Origin of the sequence: Pseudonocardia sp. NPDC049635 (assembly GCF_040659795.1) — a bacterium.
Taxonomy (GTDB): domain Bacteria; phylum Actinomycetota; class Actinomycetes; order Mycobacteriales; family Pseudonocardiaceae; genus Pseudonocardia.
This window is the reverse complement of the sequence record NZ_JBFAON010000002.1, coordinates 296,421-313,008: the sequence shown is the minus strand read 5'-3', so window position 1 is coordinate 313,008 and position 16,588 is coordinate 296,421. Positions and strand designations below refer to the sequence as shown.

General features: G+C 74.1%; 17 protein-coding genes. 5 read left to right on the top strand and 12 right to left on the bottom strand.

Going from position 1 to position 16,588, the window contains the following annotated elements; all coding sequences use genetic code 11:
• Positions 1-2: 2 nt before the first annotated feature.
• The 8 genes from AB0J24_RS04205 to AB0J24_RS04170 form a co-directional block, all read right to left on the bottom strand.
• Complete coding sequence (locus tag AB0J24_RS04205) at positions 3-803, bottom strand: MOSC N-terminal beta barrel domain-containing protein (protein ID WP_358675138.1); 801 nt, start codon at positions 801-803, stop codon at positions 3-5.
• Positions 800-1,708: an ABC transporter substrate-binding protein gene (locus tag AB0J24_RS04200; RefSeq protein WP_358675136.1), complete on the bottom strand. Its 909-nt coding sequence runs from the start codon at positions 1,706-1,708 to the stop codon at positions 800-802. The genes AB0J24_RS04205 and AB0J24_RS04200 overlap by 4 nt, the downstream gene beginning before the upstream one ends.
• Positions 1,705-2,415, bottom strand: a complete 711-nt coding sequence (locus AB0J24_RS04195; RefSeq protein WP_358675134.1) for an ABC transporter permease — start codon at positions 2,413-2,415, stop codon at positions 1,705-1,707. Before AB0J24_RS04195 ends, AB0J24_RS04200 begins: the two co-directional genes overlap by 4 nt.
• Entirely contained in the window at positions 2,412-3,074 is a 663-nt protein-coding gene (locus AB0J24_RS04190; protein ID WP_358675132.1) for an ABC transporter permease, read from the bottom strand. The genes AB0J24_RS04195 and AB0J24_RS04190 overlap by 4 nt, the downstream gene beginning before the upstream one ends.
• Positions 3,075-3,082: 8 nt before the next feature.
• Positions 3,083-4,162, bottom strand: a complete 1,080-nt coding sequence (locus tag AB0J24_RS04185; protein WP_358675130.1) for an ATP-binding cassette domain-containing protein — start codon at positions 4,160-4,162, stop codon at positions 3,083-3,085.
• Positions 4,163-4,260: 98 nt separating this feature from the next.
• Complete coding sequence (locus AB0J24_RS04180) at positions 4,261-7,269, bottom strand: EAL domain-containing protein (RefSeq protein ID WP_358675128.1); 3,009 nt, start codon at positions 7,267-7,269, stop codon at positions 4,261-4,263.
• Between the two features lie 300 nt (positions 7,270-7,569).
• Entirely contained in the window at positions 7,570-8,748 is a 1,179-nt protein-coding gene (locus tag AB0J24_RS04175; RefSeq protein ID WP_358675126.1) for a malic enzyme-like NAD(P)-binding protein, read from the bottom strand.
• Between the two features lie 252 nt (positions 8,749-9,000).
• Positions 9,001-9,969 carry a serine protease gene (locus AB0J24_RS04170; RefSeq protein WP_358675124.1) on the bottom strand — a complete coding sequence of 323 codons (969 nt, stop codon included), beginning with the start codon at positions 9,967-9,969 and terminating at the stop codon, positions 9,001-9,003.
• 171 nt (positions 9,970-10,140) lie between these two features.
• Here AB0J24_RS04170 and AB0J24_RS04165 point away from each other — a divergent pair, with 171 nt between their 5' ends.
• A complete protein-coding gene (locus AB0J24_RS04165; protein ID WP_358675122.1) occupies positions 10,141-10,755 on the top strand; it encodes an acid phosphatase in 615 nt (204 codons plus the stop codon).
• Entirely contained in the window at positions 10,752-11,249 is a 498-nt protein-coding gene (locus tag AB0J24_RS04160; RefSeq protein WP_358675120.1) for a GNAT family N-acetyltransferase, read from the top strand. The genes AB0J24_RS04165 and AB0J24_RS04160 overlap by 4 nt, the downstream gene beginning before the upstream one ends.
• On the opposite strand, the gene AB0J24_RS04155 is transcribed toward AB0J24_RS04160, so the two are convergent.
• Complete coding sequence (locus AB0J24_RS04155; RefSeq protein WP_358675117.1) at positions 11,246-11,671, bottom strand: hypothetical protein; 426 nt, start codon at positions 11,669-11,671, stop codon at positions 11,246-11,248. The two genes, AB0J24_RS04160 and AB0J24_RS04155, sit on opposite strands and share 4 nt — an antisense overlap.
• 91 nt (positions 11,672-11,762) lie before the next feature.
• On the opposite strand from AB0J24_RS04155, the gene AB0J24_RS04150 reads away from it, so the two are divergent.
• Positions 11,763-12,713 carry a diacylglycerol kinase family protein gene (locus tag AB0J24_RS04150; RefSeq protein ID WP_358675114.1) on the top strand — a complete coding sequence of 317 codons (951 nt, stop codon included), beginning with the start codon at positions 11,763-11,765 and terminating at the stop codon, positions 12,711-12,713.
• Between the two features lie 431 nt (positions 12,714-13,144).
• Positions 13,145-13,396, top strand: a complete 252-nt coding sequence (locus tag AB0J24_RS04145) for a WhiB family transcriptional regulator (RefSeq protein WP_010225812.1) — start codon at positions 13,145-13,147, stop codon at positions 13,394-13,396.
• 309 nt (positions 13,397-13,705) lie between these two features.
• Here AB0J24_RS04145 and AB0J24_RS04140 read toward each other — a convergent pair whose 3' ends face one another.
• A complete protein-coding gene (locus AB0J24_RS04140) occupies positions 13,706-15,235 on the bottom strand; it encodes a histidine kinase N-terminal domain-containing protein (protein ID WP_358675435.1) in 1,530 nt (509 codons plus the stop codon).
• Between the two features lie 18 nt (positions 15,236-15,253).
• Between AB0J24_RS04140 and AB0J24_RS04135 the strand changes: the two genes are divergently transcribed.
• Entirely contained in the window at positions 15,254-15,403 is a 150-nt protein-coding gene (locus AB0J24_RS04135; protein WP_358675111.1) for a hypothetical protein, read from the top strand.
• Between the two features lie 70 nt (positions 15,404-15,473).
• Here the strand turns inward: AB0J24_RS04135 and rsrA are convergent, their stop codons facing one another.
• Both rsrA and AB0J24_RS04125 read right to left on the bottom strand, forming a co-directional pair.
• Positions 15,474-15,842, bottom strand: coding sequence for a mycothiol system anti-sigma-R factor (rsrA, locus tag AB0J24_RS04130; protein ID WP_358675108.1), 369 nt, complete (start codon positions 15,840-15,842; stop codon positions 15,474-15,476).
• The gene (locus tag AB0J24_RS04125; RefSeq protein WP_358675106.1) at positions 15,839-16,519 is read right to left on the bottom strand and encodes a sigma-70 family RNA polymerase sigma factor; all 681 of its coding nucleotides are present in this window, start codon (positions 16,517-16,519) and stop codon (positions 15,839-15,841) included. The genes rsrA and AB0J24_RS04125 overlap by 4 nt, the downstream gene beginning before the upstream one ends.
• Between the last annotated feature and the right edge of the window lie 69 nt (positions 16,520-16,588).

Genomic DNA, 16,588 nt, shown 5'->3' with positions numbered 1-16,588 from the left:
GGTCAGGGGGCGGCGAGCACCGCCGTGGCACCGCGGCGCAGCGTGCCCGGCACCTCCACCCGGGCGTAGCACCCCGCGCACGGCAGCACGCCGAACCCCTCGACCTCGACCCGGTTGCGCTGCGCCGGGCCGCGCAGGGCCTCCGGCGCGCGCGGGGTGTCCCCGTGCTGCAGGGTCGGCACCACACAGCGCGGGGTGGGCAGCGTAGGCACCAGCCGCACACCGCCGATCGTGAGGGCCCGGCCGAGCCAGTCGTTCTCGACGAACGCGGGCACCCCGGGTGGCGTGGCGACGACGATGTTGGGCCGGTAGCGCAGTGCGTCCACGCCGAGCGCATCGAGCGTCGCCGTGGTGACGAGGTGCACCGGCGAGTGGTCGACGAACCTGCCGCCGCCGGTGCCCTGGGCGATCTCCAGCAGCGGGGCGTCGACCTCCGCGTCCAGCCCGGCGGCGAGGATGTCCTCCGGGTCCGGGCGTTCCACCACCGCACCGTCCGGGCGTGCCCCGCTGACGACGACCTGCCTGCCCAGCAGCTCCGAGAGCGGTCCGGCCGCTGCACCGGCGGGCACGGTGCGACCGTCGGGCAGGGTCACCTGCGCCGAGGCTCCGCTCCCCGCGGACCGGCACTGCAGCAGCGCCCGCCAGTGCCGCGGTTGTTTGGCGGTGGCGACCCGGCCGTCACCCGCGTCGAGCAGGGCGAACTCCCGGTCTCCGACGACGCCGTGTGCGTCGAGCTCGAGCTCGTCGAGCTGCTCACCGAGCATGGACTTCACGGGGTAGCGGTACAGCGCGCGCACCTTCATGCTCCGCCTCCGGTGATCTGCTTGCGCTCCAACCAGTCCGCGGCGACGGTGCGCAGTGCGGGCTTGTCCGGGCCGGCGGCCTCGACGTTCATCGCGAGCAGCTCCTCGGTCGAGAGCGCGGCGGAGATCCGGTCCAGCACGGCACGGACCTCGGGGGCGGCCTTGCGCTCGGCGAGCACCGGCACCACGTTCTGCGCCGAGAAGTTCTCCGCCGGATCGGCGAGCGGCACGAAGTCGTTCTGCTCCAGGGCCGGATCGGTGGTGAACAGGTTCGCGGCCTGCACCGCACCGCTGCTCAGCGCGGCGACCGTGAGCACCCCGCCGGAGTCGAGCGAGCGGTAGTCGCCGAAGGCGCAGCCGTAGTCGCGGACCAGGCCGGGGATCCCGTCCGGGCGGGTCTGGAACTCCGGACCGCCGCCGAAGGTCATGTCCGGGCAGTGCGGGGCGAGATCGGCGATGGTGCGCAGGCCGAGCCGGTCGGCGGTCTCCCGGGTGACGACGACGGCGTCCTTGTTCTCCGCCTCGGAGCGTTCACCGAGCACCAGCCCGGGCGGCAGAGCGGCCTGCAGGTCGGCGTACACGTCATCCGGTTCGACGGCGGTCGCCTCCTGGTCGAGGTAGGTCAGCAGGGCCCCCGAGTAGTCCGGGATCAGGTCCACCGAACCGTCCTGCAGGGCCGGGAAGTAGGCCTCCCGCGAACCGATCGCGACCGGGTTCTCGACCTGCACCCCGGCATCGCGCAGCGCGAGCGCGTAGATCTCGGCGAGCAGCTGGGACTCGGTGAAGTTGCCCGAACCGATGGCGATCACGTCCGGATCGGTGTCGGCGCCCCCGGCGAGCGGGTCACCGCCGCAACCGGCCAGCGCGAACAGCGCCACCAGCAGGGCCGCCAGTGCCTTCCTCATGCCGCGCTCGCCTCCCCGCCCCGGACCAGGCGAAGCGGGGCGCGCCGGGGCCCGGCACGCTGCTGCAGACCGGGGGACACGATCAACCGCTGCAGCCCGCCGAGCACCAGGTCGGCGACGACGGCGAGGGCGGCCACCAGGATCGAACCACCGATCATGGCGCCGAAGTCGCGCTGGCCGAGGCCGTCGATGATGAACCGGCCGAGCCCGCCGATACCCACGTACGCGGCGACAGTGGCCGTCGAGATCACCTGCAGGGCCGCGCTGCGGATCCCGCCGATGATCAGCGGCAGCGCGTTGGGCAGCTCGACCTTGCGCAGCACCTCGGGGCCGCGCATGCCCATCCCGCGTGCGGCGTCCACCACTGCCGGGTCGACGTTGCGCACACCGGCGTAGGTGCCGGCGAGCAGCGGCGGCACCGCGATGATCACCAGCGCGATCAGCGGTCCGAGCAGGCCCAGCCCGACCAGCAGGAACAGCAGCACCAGCAGACCGAGGGTGGGCAGCGCGCGCAGCGCGTTCGCCAGCCCGACGACGACCACGCCGCCCCGCCCGGTGTGCCCGATCCAGGCGCCCAGCGGCAACGCGATCGCCATCGCGATCAGCATGGTCAGCGCGGTGTAGCCGAGGTGCTCGGCGAGCCGGACCAGGACGCCGTCCGGCCCGGTCCAGTTCTCACCGGTGAACAGCCAGCCGAGGTAGGTCACCGGCTCGCCCCCTGCCGAGCCCGCCGCTGGGCTCTCTCCCAGGGGGTGAGCAGCCGCCCGAGCAGCACCAGCAGCCCGTCGACCACGAGTGCCAGCAGCAGGACCAGCACGATCCCGGTGATCGTCTGCTGCGGGATCTCCCGCTGGAAGCCCTCGGTGAACATCTTGCCCAGGCCGCCGAAGCCGATCACCGACCCGACGGTGACCAGGCTGATCGCGCTGACCGCGGCGACCCGCAGCCCGGCCGTGATCACCGGGACCGCGATCGGGAGCTCGACGGTGAGGAACCGGTGCACCGGGCGGTAGCCCATCGCCGTCGCGGAGTCGACGATCCGGGCCGGCACCGCGGAGAGCCCGTCGGCGACCGTGCGGACCAGCAGCGCCAGCACGTAGACGGTCAACGCGATGATCACGTTGACCGGGTCCAGGATCCGGGTGCCGATGATCGGCGGCAGGAACACGAACAGCGCCAGCGACGGCAGCGTGTAGAGGAAACCGGCCGCGTTCAGCGTCAGTGTGCGGCTCCAGGACCGCCGGTTGGCGAGCCAGCCGAGCGGGATCGCCAGCAGCAGCCCGATCAGCACCGGGACCAGCGACAGCACCAGGTGCTCGCGGGTCAGGTCCAGGACCAGCGCGGAGTTGCGGAAGACCCAGTCCATTCCGGCCCCTACGCCGCGGAGTCGTCGCGGGCGGCGGGCAGCGCGGCGAGCACCGCGTCGGCGGTCACCGACCCGGCGACCCGGCCCTCGGCGTCGACCGCGACGCCCTGTCCGGACGGGGAGGACAGCGCCGCGTCCAGCGCACCGCGCAGTGAACCGGAACCGACTGTGTACAGCGAGCCACCGGGCACGATCGCGCCCTCGGTGACGACACCGTCGCCGGCCTCGACCCAGCCCAGCGGTCGCCCGGAGCCGTCCAGCACCACCGCCCAGCCCGAGTCGGGCCGCGGATCGCCGACCGAGACCATCGCCAGGCTCCCGAGCCGGATCGTGTCGGAGGTCAGGAAGCCCAGACCGCGGTATCCGCGGTCGCGGCCGACGAAGGTGTCGACGAAGTCGTCGACCGGGCGGGACAGCAGCACACCCGGCTCGTCGTACTGGGCCAGCCGGCCGCCGACCCGGAACACCGCCACCCGGTCACCGAGCTTGATCGCCTCGTCGATGTCGTGGGTGACGAACACGATCGTCTTGCCGAGCTCGGACTGCAGCCGCAGCAGCTCCTCCTGCAGGCTCTCCCGGACCACCGGGTCGACCGCGGAGAACGGTTCGTCCATCAGCAGCACCGGCGGATCGGCGGCGAGCGCGCGGGCCACCCCGACCCGCTGCTGCTGGCCGCCGGAGAGCTGGCTCGGGTACCGGCTCGCCATCGCGGTGTCCAGGCCGACCGTCTCCATCAGCTCCATGGCCCGGTCCCGGGCCGCCCGCCTGCCGGTGCCCAGCAGCATCGGGACGGTCGCGATGTTGTCGACGACGGTGCGGTGCGGGAACAACCCGGCCTGCTGGATCACGTAGCCGATCCCGCGGCGCAGCTCGGCGGGATCGGCGGCCAGCACGTCCTGCCCGTCCACCAGCAGCTCGCCGGAGGTCGGCTCGACCATCCGGTTGATCATCCGCAACGAGGTGGTCTTCCCGCAGCCGGACGGCCCGACGAACACCGTGATCCGGCCCTGCTCGGCCACCAGGTCGAGCTCGTCGACGGCGACCGTCCCGTCCGGAAAGCGCTTCGTGACGCCCCGGAACTCGATCATCGCGGGCTCCCCCTGCCCTCGGCGGCCGCCCGGACGGCGGCTGACTGTCCAGGGCACGGTATCCCGAACCACCGACAGCGGCGATCCGTCCCGGAGCGCTACCAGGCGCCCGGGGTACCGCCGGGCGGGGTGCCGGTGGTGGCGGGGGTCGGGAGCCCGCCCCCGCGCAACACCCGGTGCAGGTCCTCCGGGCGCAGTGAGCGGGCGAACAGCCAGCCCTGGAAGGCGTTCACCCCGAGCCCGCGCAGCACGTGGAACTGCTCGGCGGTCTCGACGCCCTCGGCCACGGTCGCGCGGCCCATCGCCCTGGCCACCTCGACGACGGCGCGGGCCAGCGCGAAGTCCGCCGGGTCGGTGCCGACACCGGTGACGAACGCGCGGTCCACCTTCACCGTCTGGGCGGGCAGCTCCTTGAGCCGGGCCAACGACGAGTAGCCGGTGCCGAAGTCGTCCACGGCGAACCGGACGCCACGGCGCACCAGCTCGCTCATCGCGTCCAGCGCCGGGCGGGGCAGCGCGACCAGGCTGGTCTCCACCAGCTCCAGCACCAGCTGGTCCCAACCCAGCCCGGAGCTCTCGACCACGGCGGTCACCTCGTCGAGGAAGGCCGGGTCGGCGGGCAGCAGGCCGGCCAGGTTCACCGCGACGGCGATCCGCCGGCCGTGCCGCGGCCAGGTGGCGGCCTCGGCGGTGGCGGTGCGCAGCACCCACAGGTCGAGATCGCGCTGCAGACCGCTGCGCTGCGCGACCGGCAGGAACTCACCCGGCGAGACCTCCCCGTGCACCGGGTGCGACCAGCGCAGCAGCGCCTCGGCCGACAACACGGTGCCGTCCGGTGCGACGACCGGCTGGTACTCCAGGCGCAGCGCGTCGGACTCGATGGCGGCACGCAGCTCGGCCTCCAGCTCGAGCTGCCGGCAGGCCGGCCCGACGGTGCCGCGGTCGGCGACCGCGACGGTGCCGCGGCCGCGCTGCTTGGCCTGCTGCACGGTGACCTCGGCGGAACGCAGCAGGTCGTCACCGCGCGGCGGGTGCTGACCGGTGGGCACCGCGTCGCGGGTCGCGACCCCCACCGACGCGGTCAGCGTGACCGGGCGTCCGCCGACGGTGACGGTGCCGCGCAACAGCTCCGCGACGATCGCCCCGAGTGCCTGCGGGCCACCGGCGGTGTCGACGTCGGCGCAGACGACGGCGAACTCGTCGGCGGACAACCGGCCCGCGGTGCACAGCGGCGGCAGCTCGCGCTGCAGCCGTCCGGCGAGCTCGACCAGCAGGGCGTCACCGTCGGAGTGGCCGAGACCGGTGTTGACCCGGGCGAAGTCGTCGACGTCGCCGACGACGACCGCGACCCGCGCGGCGTCCGGACCGGCCAGCGCCCGGTCCGCCAGCTCCAGCAGTCCCGCCCGGTTCGGCAGCCGGGTCAGCGGGTCGACGGTGTTCGCCTCGCGCAGCACGTCCGCGGCGCGCCTGCGCTCGCCCACGTCGGTGACGACGATCAGCCAGAACGGCCTGCCGTCGTCGGACGGGGCCGCGTTGACGACGACCTCGCAGTCGACCCGGGTGCCGTCGGCGCGCAGCAGCGGCAACGAGTCGATCCGATAGGTGGACTCCGGGTCGGACGGTGGGCGAAGCCAGTCCGGCAGGCCGTTGCGGTCACCGGACTGCGGTTCCGCGGACAGGCTCCGGGCCGGGACACCACGCAGGGTCTCCAGGTCGGCGTCGAGCAGCTGGCACAGCGCCGGGTTGGCGTCGACGATCCGCCCACGGCCGTCGAGCATCGCGACCCCGGTGGTGATGGTGGCGACCAGCTCGGCGAACCGCTGCCCGGAACGCTGCGCGCGGGACTCGGCGCGGCGCCGGTCGGTGACGTCCTGCACGGTGCCGATCAGCCGCAGCGGCGCGCCACCGGGGGTGCGGTCGATCCGGGTGCGGCAGGACAGCACCGACCCGCCCTCGGGCCGGATCTCCGACGAGTGCCCGGCGCGGCCGGGGTCGGACAGCTCGTCCGGGCCGCGGCGCAGCAACCGGCAGACCCGTTCGACCTGCTCGCCCTCGATCGGCCCGTCCGCGCCGTCCGGACGCACCCCCAGCGAGCGGTAGAGCTCGACCAGACCCTCGCTGCGGGTGAGCGTGCCCGCCTGCAGGTCGAAGGTCCAGGTGCCGGACCGGGTGGCGCGCTCGAGGTCCAGGGCGGGCGCCTCGTCGGACGGGGCGGGCGTCGCGTCCGGGAACGCGGTGAGCAGCACGACGGTCCGGTTGCCGGGCTGCGGCCAGCGGACCACCTTCACCCGGGCCAGTCTGCGGTCGGCGCGGACCAGGCGGGCGTCGGAGTCGGGGCCGACGAGCAGCTGCGGCAGCTTCATCCCGGTCGGGTCGGCGGAGCCGGCGAGCCGGCGCAGCGCGGCGTTGGTGTGCAGGACGATCCCGGAGGCGTCGCAGAGCAGCGCCGGAGAGGGCGGGAGCTGCACCGCCGAGTGGTCGGTGGGATCAGGATCGGTCCGGTCGTCGGGCACCGGGTCGGAGGCCTGCGGGCGGCGGGGCGCCGGGGACGGGCGCGGTGTCGGGCTGGGCCTGCCGAACGTCGGTTCACCGAAGGCGGTCTCCGGCGCGGCCGTCGCACCGAGCCCCGTGTCCGACGCGACCGGCCCACCGAACCCGGTCTCCGGCAGCACCGGCCCACCGGCACCGGACCCCGGGGCGACCGGCTCACCGGCACCGGGGTCCCGGACGGCCGCCGGCTCACCGACCAGCGGGAACTCCGGCGCGGCACCGTCCGGGCCGGGTCCGCGCGCTCCGGCGGCACCACCGTTCGGCACGGCCACCGCCCCGGCGACGGCGAGATCGGCACCGGGGGAGGCATCGACGGCGGGCGCCCCCGGGCCGGGCTCCCCGAAGGGGTGCGACGGCCCGGGCTCCGCTGCGGCGCGGGGCCGCGTCGACCGGGCGCCGCCCGGGCCGGCGAAGGCCCGTGCGAGGTCGCCGGCCAACCCGGTGGGCCGGTCCGCGTCGCGGGGCGCCCGGGACACCGGGTCGACGCCCGGTTCGCCGGTAGCGCCCCGGGACGCACCACCCGGACGATGTCCCGCCCGCGGTTCCACCTCGGCCACACCGGCCTCCGTTCCGTTCGGCAGCTCCACGGGCTCAACGAGGCACCGGGCCGGGCGATCCGCCCCGGTAGCCCGATCGAGCGACCCTGCACAGCGGGTAATGCGGCCGATCGGAGCAATCCGGGCGGTCCGCCGCCGCTCCGCGATAGGCGACCGGCTATCGCCTGACGGCGAAGGGGTGCGATCCTTCGGCGAACGGTGGCAACGAACTTGACCTACAGTGAGCGACCACTCACAGCGGAACGTGCCGCTCGGCGCAGCGTCCGTACGTACACGCTGTGTGACTCCCGTTGCGCCGCGTCACCGGGCGTCGTCGTCCGCGGCGGCCGCCCGGGCCACGGCGGCCGCGACGGCGGGCGCCACCCGCCGGTCGAACGGCCCGGGGACGATGCTGGTCGGTGACAGCTCGTCGGCCACCACCTCGGCGATGGCCGTGGCGGCGGCCAGCTTCATGCCGTCGGTGATCCGCCGGGCGTTCGCGTCCAGTGCCCCGCGGAAGATCCCCGGGAAGGCCAGCACGTTGTTGATCTGGTTCGGGAAGTCGCTGCGTCCGGTCGCGACGATCGCCGCATGCCGGGCGGCGATGTCCGGGTGCACCTCGGGGTCCGGGTTGGACAGTGCGAACACCATGCAACCGGGAGCCATCGTGGCCAGCAACGCCTCCGGCAGCGTCGCACTGGAGAGCCCGACGAACACGTCCGCACCGGACAGCGCCTCCGCGATGCCGCCGCGCACCCCGCGCGGGTTCGTCACCGCGGCCAGCTCGGCCTTCGCCCCGCCCCGGGCGGCGTCCACGACGCCCCGGGAGTCGAGCAGCACCACATCGGACGCCCCGGCCGCCAGCAGGATCCGGGCGGAGGCGATCCCGGCCGCGCCCGCACCCGAGATCACGATCCGCAGCTCGGACAGCGTCCGGCCCTGCACCCGGCAGGCACCGTTCAGCGCCGCCAGCAGGACGACGGCGGTGCCGTGCTGGTCGTCGTGCATCACCGGGCAGTCGAGGGCCTCGACCAGCCGGCGCTCCAGCTCGAAGCACCGCGGGGCCGAGACGTCCTCCAGGTTGACCGCCCCGAAGGTGGGCCGCAGCCGGACCAGGGTCTCGACGATCTCGTCGACGTCGGTCGTGTCGAGCACCAGCGGGATCGAGTCCAGCCCGGCGAACGACTTGAACAGCGCCGACTTGCCCTCCATCACCGGCAGCGACGCCCGGGGGCCGATGTCGCCCAGCCCCAGCACCGCGGTGCCGTCGCTGACCACCGCGACCAGGCGGTGCGCCCAGGTGTAGCGGGCCGCGAGGGCGGCGTCGTCGGCGATCGCGCGGCACACGTCCGCGACCCCGGGGGTGTAGGCGATCGACAGGTCACGGGCATCGGCCAGCGGCGCGGTCAGACCGGTCGCCAGCTTCCCGCCCTTGTGCGCGCCGAACACCTCGTCGCGCGCGGGAGGGGAGGTTGCCGGCCGGTCCTGGGCGAGCGTCATCGAAGACTCCATACGGTGAGGAACTGAAGCGGCACCGGGCGGACGGCGCCTGCCGTTGCACCGGAGGTCGCGGGGTCGTCGACCGGCTCGCGGTGCCGGACGGCCATCCCGGCGGCCGGGGCCGGATGCGGCCCCGCGCCGGGACACGGCTGTCGGGTCTGTTGCGGAGTCTAACCGGGCCGGTGGCGGGTACCGCCGCTCCCGCCCCGCCGGAGTGGGCACCGGCACAGGACGCCCGTACGGCTCGCCACCTCAGCGCAACGGCACGGGGGTGAGGTCCGGCAGCGGGCGCTCGGGGACGGCCGGGAACTCGCCCAACGGTGTCCGGTCCGGGGTGAACCCGGTAGTGCCCGGCACCAGGTCGACCGGCCCCACCGGGCCGTACGCGGCGGCGTACCCGAGCGCCTGCGCGATGTCGGTGACCCCGTTCGTCGCGGTCGGCAGCATCAGGCTGGACAGCACCCCGAAGGCCCGTCCCTGCTCGTCGAGATAACCGGAACCCGAGTCGCCGGGCACGCCCGGCGGCAGCGTCGCGACGACGTGCGTCCGCGGACCCTCCGGCCTGCCGAAGGACACCCCCTGTTTGAACGGCGTCGGGGCGAGCTGGTTCGGCTGGTAGCTATAGACCCGCTCGCCGCTCGCGGTCCCCCCCGCGTTCAGCCCGACCGGGCCGCCGAAGCCGGGCACGGTCGGGTCGGCGACCGCTGCCGCGGCCGGTCCGAGCTCGATCAGCGCGAAGTCGTTGTAGAGGCAGAGCCGGGGGTCGCTCTCGCCGCGTTCCTGCATCACCACCCACGAGTTGTAGGCGACCCGGCCCGCGTGCACCGTCCCGTCCCGTCCCACGATCCCGACCTCGGTGCCGTGCGGCTGCACCGGCTCCACGCAGCCGTCGATCGAGGACCGCGCGCTCTGTGCCGCCATGCAGTGCGCGGCCGTACCCAGGTAGAGCTTCCCCGCCGGGACGCGCTCGCGCAGCGGCCCCTCGTCGTCCCGGAGCCCGTCGGCCGCTCCCGCCGCGGTGTAGAGGAAGTTCGCGGTGCACAGCTCCGCTCCCCCGGCGACCGGGGTGGCGATCTGCACGCCGGGGCCGATCCCCGCTCCGGGCCGCTCCGGCGCCGCGACGGCGGGACCGGCCGAGCCGAGCGCCGCGGCGAACGCCAGACCGGCCGCGGCGGTCAGCCCGGCGATCCGCCGCACGGACGGGCGGAGGTGCAGAGACATGTCGCTCCTCGGGGACGGGGCAGGGCCACCCCATCTCAGCGGACGGAACGGCTGCTGCGCCGACTCGCCACGACCGACGGACCCGGACGGGTCGGACACCCACCCCTCCGGGTGATCCCGGGTGCCGCGCGCGGACGCCGCGGCACCGCCCGGACGGTAGCGTCGGTGGGTGTGAGCGACGACCCCCGCGGCAGGATCCTGCTCGTCCGGCACGGTGAGACCGAGTGGTCACGTACCGGGCGGCACACCGGGCGCACCGACGTCGAGCTCACCGACGCCGGCCGGGCGGCCGCCCGGGCACTGCCCGACGCGCTGGAGCTGGTCCGGCACCCGGTGCCACCGGCCCGGGTGCTCTGCTCGCCGCGCACCCGTGCGCGGGACACCGCCGCGCTCGCCGGGCTGACCGTGGACGAGATCGACGAGCGGCTCGCCGAGTGGGACTACGGCGACGCCGAGGGCCGCACCACCCCGCAGATCCGCGAGACGCTGCCCGGCTGGACCATCTGGGACGGCCCGTGGCCGGGCGGCGAGACACCGCAGGACGTGTGCGCCCGGGCCGACGCCGTGCTCGCCGACGCGCGTGCGCTGCTCGCCGGCGGCGACGTCGTCCTGGTCGGGCACGGTCACTTCTCCCGGGTGCTGACCGCCCGCTGGATCGGGCTGCCCGCCACCGGCGGGGTGCACGTGGCGATGGACCCGGCCGGGGTGACGGTGCTCGGGTTCGAGCGCGGCGTCCCGCGGCTGGACCACGTCAACCAGCGACCCGCCCCGGGCGTGCGGCGGTGACCGGCGTCCGGCCGGCCGCGCCCGCCGACGTCGCATCCGTCGTGCAACTGGTGCACGAGCTCGCCGAGTACGAGCGGGCCGCCGAGGAGTGCCGGCTCACCGACGAGCACCTGCACGTGGCGCTGTTCGGCCCCGATCCGTCGGCGGCCGCGCTCGTCGCCACCACCGGCGACGGCACCGGTGACACCGTGGTGGGCACGGCGATCTGGTTCCGCACCTTCTCCACCTGGGAGGGGGTGGCCGGGATGCACCTGGAGGACCTCTACGTCCGTCCCGCGCACCGCGGCGACGGGCACGGGCTGCGCCTGCTCGCGGCGCTGGCCGCCGAGTGCACGCGCCGTGGCTGGGCCAGGCTGGAATGGAACGTCCTCGACTGGAACGAGCCGGCGCTCGGCTTCTACCGTTCGATCGGCGCCGGGCCGAACGAGGGCTGGACCGGTTACCGCCTCACCGGCGACCCGCTGGCCGCGCTCGCCCGGCGGGCCCGTGGTTAACCGGGCTCGTCCTCGCCCAGCGCCCAGCGCTTGGACTGCTCGCTGATCAGCAGCATGAAGGTGAGCAGCACGAACAGCCCGCACACGATGCCCCAGAGCAGCTGCCGGGACGGCCCGAGCAGGCTGTAGACGACCGGGAGCAGCAGCAGCTGCACCACGATCGCCGGGGTGCGGCAACCGTGCAGCCCACGGACCAGCCCGAACCCGATCCCCACCACGGCGCCGCCCATCAGCAGGAAGATCCCGGACTCGGCGAGCCCGTAGTACAACCGGGGCCCGCCCGCCTCGACGGCCCGCGTCCCCAGCACGACGGCCACGACCACGCCGACGACGCCCTGCACCGCGACCAGCAGCCCGGACACCTTCACGTTCTCCGGCACGCGCCGCGCCGCGGGGACGTCGTTGCGCTGCTCCTCGGCCACGACGCCGAGGATAAGCAGTGCGCGACGTGCGGTATCAACGGCCCGGGCCGCCCGCCCCCGGCGCGGGAACCCCGGTCGTTACAGTCGGCCCGTGCGCGCGCTGCTCGTGGTCAACCCGCAGGCCACGTCGACGACGGCGGCCGGCCGGGACGTGCTGGCCAAGGCGCTCGCCAGCGAGCTCAAGCTCGACGTGCTGCAGACCCGCTACCGGGGGCACGCCGCGGAGGCCACCGCGGCGGCCGTCGCCGACGGGGTCGAGCTGGTGGTGGCACTCGGCGGCGACGGCACGGTCAACGAGGTCGTGAACGGCCTGCTGGCCGCGCAGACCGGTACCGGCAGCGGCCCGCCCCGGCCGGACCCGGACGCCACCGCGATGCTGGCCGTCGTGCCCGGAGGTTCGGCGAACGTGTTCGCCCGCGCGCTCGAGATGCCGCGCGACCCGGTCGAGGCGACCGGCCATGTGCTCGCCGCGCTCGCCGCCCGGCGCCGACGGCTGGTCGGCCTGGGCCACGCCGACGACCGATGGTTCACCTTCAACGCGGGTATGGGCTGGGACGCCGAGGTGGTCGCGGCCGTGGAGCGGGCCAGGGCCCAGGGCCACGAGGCCAGTCCCGGCCGGTACGCGGTCACCGCGATCGGCCAGTACCTGGCCCAGCTGCGCCGGCCGCCGTCGATGACGGTGCAGATCCCGGGGGCCGCGCCGCTCGGCGGGGTGCGGCTGGCGTTCGTCTCGAACACCGACCCGTGGACCTACCTCTCCGGCCGCGCGGTCCGGACGAACCCGCGCTCGTCGTTCGGGAGCGGGCTCGGGCTGTTCGCGCTGACCGGCCTGGGCCCCGGAACGATCGCGGCGACGCTGCGTCAGATCCTGGCCGCCGACGGTGACCCGCACGGCAGGCACGTCGTGCGGCACGACGCGGTTCCGCAGGTCAGGATCCTCTCCGACCGGCCGCTGGCGTTGCAGCTGGACGGCGACCATCTGGGCGAGCGGACCGACGTGGAATTTCTGAGCGTGCCGGGAGCGTTACGCGTCGTCGTATGAGAGGGGCGGTTCGTCGCGCCCCGTGCGGGCCCTCTCACACGCCGGAGTGAGCAACCCCGCCATTCACCGATGTGAGCGGACCGCCGGTCCCGTTGGGGCTTACACCAGCCCAAACCGGTGATCCAAGGTGGTCCCTACGCAAGCGGGAGGCCCCGGCAGCGCCGCCAGGGGGGTGTCCGGTACGACACGGGATTCGGGTGGCCGATTCCGTGTCGGACAGGGACACTGGTTCGGAGAACCGACCCGGAGCTGGATAGTTCGGGGCTACGGTCCGTCGTGCGCGAGCGGCTATGAGGCCACTCACGTATCAGATGAGCAGTTTCCCGTTGAGGACCGCCGGAGCTCGTGAAAGTATTCACAAGCTCCGAAACACGGACGTAACAGATGACGATCGGCGCGACCCCGATCGCGCACCAGAGGAGAAAGTAATCATGGACTGGCGTCACGACGCGATCTGCCGCGACGAGGACCCCGAGCTCTTCTTCCCCGTCGGCACCAGCGGCCCCGCCCTGATGCAGATCGCCGAGGCGAAGAGCGTGTGCCGGCGCTGCCCGGTCACCGAGTCGTGCCTGCAGTGGGCCCTCGAGTCCGGCCAGGACGCGGGTGTCTGGGGCGGCATGAGCGAGGACGAGCGTCGCGCCCTGAAGCGGCGCAGCACCCGCCCGCGCGCCCACACCGCCTGATCGAAGCACTCGAGAAGTAGCTCCCCGACCTCGGGCCCGTAGCCGGACGCCACCGGCCACGGGCCCGAGGTGCGTTCGGGGTGATCTGCCACCCCGTGTGTTCCGTCCACCACGGTGCCGGCGCGACCACGGCACCGGGATCGACGGTCACGGGTCGAGGGTATCCGGTGCCGCCCGGGGCCCCGCTCACGCCCCGGGTCACCCGCAGTGACCGACACGGTCACCCGGCGCGCCGGACCGACCGCCCGAGGACGCCCCGGCTCGCGCCCGTTGCGGCCGGCCGACCCGGACCGGCCGCTCACCTCCCGCTCAGGCGCCGCCGCCCAGCGGGAGCCGGATCAACGCCACCGTCCCGCCGCCCTCCCGCGCGGAGACGGTGATCGTGGCCTCCAGCTCCGAGCTCAGCAGCGTCCGCACGATCTGCAGGCCCAGTCCCTTCGACCGCTCGAAGTCGAAGTCCGCCGGCATCCCGTGCCCGTCGTCGGCGACCGACACCTCGAGCCGGCTCGCCGAACGGTTCGGGCTGACGACGACCTCCCCCGCCACACCCGGGTCGTAGGCGTGCGCCAGCGCGTTGTGCACCAGCTCGGCCAGCACCAGCACCAGCGGGGTGGCCTTGGCCGCGGGCAGCGCACCGAACCCCGGGTCCACCCGGACCCGGGCGCGCGACTCGGTGGTCGCCCCGTCCCGGATGGCGGGCAACACCTTCGGCAGCAGCTCGTCGAGCTCGACGACCTCGGCCACCGAGTACGCCAACGCCTCGTGCACCAGCGCGATCGAGGTGACCCGGCGAACCGACTCCTCCAGCGCCCGGCTGGCCTCGGGGTGCTCGCTGCGCCGGGCCTGCAGACGGAGCAGCGCCGCGACGGTCTGCAGGTTGTTCTTCACCCGGTGGTGGATCTCGCGGATGGTGGCGTCCTTGGACATCAGCGCCGCATCTCGGCGACGCAGGTCCGTGACGTCACGGACCAGCACGAGCGCACCGGCGGCGTCACCGCGTGGCCGCAGCGGCAGCGCACGGACCAGCATCGTCGCGCGCCGCCCCTTCACCTCCATCCGGCTCGACGGGACACCGGCCAGTGCGTCGGCGATCCGGGTGGCCACGTCCTTCGCGTCGAACGGATCGAGCACCAGCGCCTTGGTCACCGCGGCCAGGTCGGCACCGGCGACGTCACTGGCATGGCCCATCCGGTGGTACGCCGACAGCGCGTTCGGGCTGGCGTAGGCGACGTTGCCGTGCGCGTCGAGCCGGACCAGGCCGTCGCCCGCGCGTGGGCTGCCCTCCGCGCTGCCCGGCGGCCCCGACTGCGGCGGGAAGGTGCCGTCGACGATCATCTGACACAGGTCCGAGGCGCTGCCCAGGTAGGCGATCTCCAACGGGGAGGGCACCCGCGGCGTCGACAGGTTGGTGTCCCGGGACAGCACGGCGACGGTGCGGCCGTGGTAGCGGACCGGAATGGTCTCGCGGCGCACCGGCACCTCGAGGTGCCAGTGCGGGTCGTCGTCCCGGCAGATCCGCCCCTCCATGATCGCCCGGCGCAGCTGGCCGACCTCCACCGACGCCGCCCGGCGACCGACGACGTCGTCCGGGTGCGCCGTGGGCGCGGTGGTCGGCCGGGCCTGGGCGACGCAGAGGAACTGGGCGGTGGACGCCCGCGGGGGCCCCTCGACGGCGAGATCGGCGACCGCGTGCAGGTCGTCCAGCGGCACCCACAGCAGGAAGTCGGCGAAGGACATGTCGGCGAGCAGCTGCCACTCGCCGACCACCCGCTGGAGGTGGTCGGCGGTCTCGCCGTCCATCGTCGTGTGCTCGGCGAGCAGCTGGCTGAGCGTGGTCACGGTCGCCCATCCCATCACATGCGAGAATCACCGCCACGAACTCCCGCGGCACCGCCGCGGAACCGTGACCCCGGGAAGAGAGGAGGGCCGATCATGTCCAAGCGTGCCCGCAAGCGCCGCGACCGCGGCAAGAAGAAGGCGAACCACGGCAAGAAGCCGAACACCTGAGTCGCCGGCAGAGCGTGCGGAGGGCGGGTACCGGTCCGGTACCCGCCCTCCGCACGTGTCGCGGCCCCGCTCAGCCCTCGCGCCGGTACTCCGTGCGCCGCCGGGACACCGACACCGAGGTGCCCTCCGGGCCGGACTCGACCCGGACCTGCGCCTGCTCCAGCACCGCCGAGCGGATCTGCGCCCGGAGCCGGTCGCGCAACGCCTCCGGCGCCGACTCGCCGCCGCACTTGCGCGCCAGCAGCGCCTTCAGCTTCTCGTCGATGCCGTACTCGGCCAGGCACGGTGCGCACTCGTCGAGGTGGTGCTGCAGGAACCGCCTGCGCTCCTGGTCGCACTCACGGTCCAGGAACATCCAGACCTCGGCGAGCACCTCGTTGCAGCCGGCCTTGTCACCGGCCAGCGGGTTGCGCTCGGCAGGAACCTCCTCGGCGCTCACGACGCCGTCACCTCCTGGCTGTCGGCCCCGCGCACGAAGCCACGTTCACGGGCGACATCGGTCAGCATGTCCCGCAGCTGGCGCCTGCCCCGGTGCAGCCGGGACATCACGGTACCGATCGGAGTACCCATGATCTCGGCGATCTCCTTGTAGGCGAACCCCTCGACATCGGCCAGGTACACCGCCATCCGGAAGTCCTCCGGCAGCGCCGAGAGGGCTTCCTTCACGTCGTCGTCGGGCAGCGCGTCCATCGCCTCGACCTCGGCGGAGCGCAGGCCGGTGGACGTGTGCTCGCCCGCCTGGGCCAGCTGGTAGTCGGTGATCTCATCGGTCGGCGCCTGCAACGGCTGACGCTGTCGCTTGCGGTACCCGTTGATGTAGGTGTTGGTCAGGATCCGGTACAGCCAGGCCTTCAGGTTCGTCCCGCGGCGGAACGAGCCGAAGGCCGAGTAGGCCTTGAGGAACGTCTCCTGCACCAGGTCCTCGGCGTCGGCCGGGTTCCGGGTCATCCGCAGCGCGGCACCGTAGAGCTGGTCGAGCAGCGGCATGGCGTCCCGCTCGAAGCGGGCGGTGCGCTCGGTGGCCGTCTCGTCCTCCGGTGCACGGTTGCCCTCGGCATCGGCGGACCCGACCTGCTCGACCGGCTCGTTCCCGGACCGGTCCGGCTGTTCTGACAAGGGTCCCCTCTCCAGTGACACGGGCCGCGCACCGGTGCGGGTCACCGGCGCGGCGGTCGTGTCGGAGGG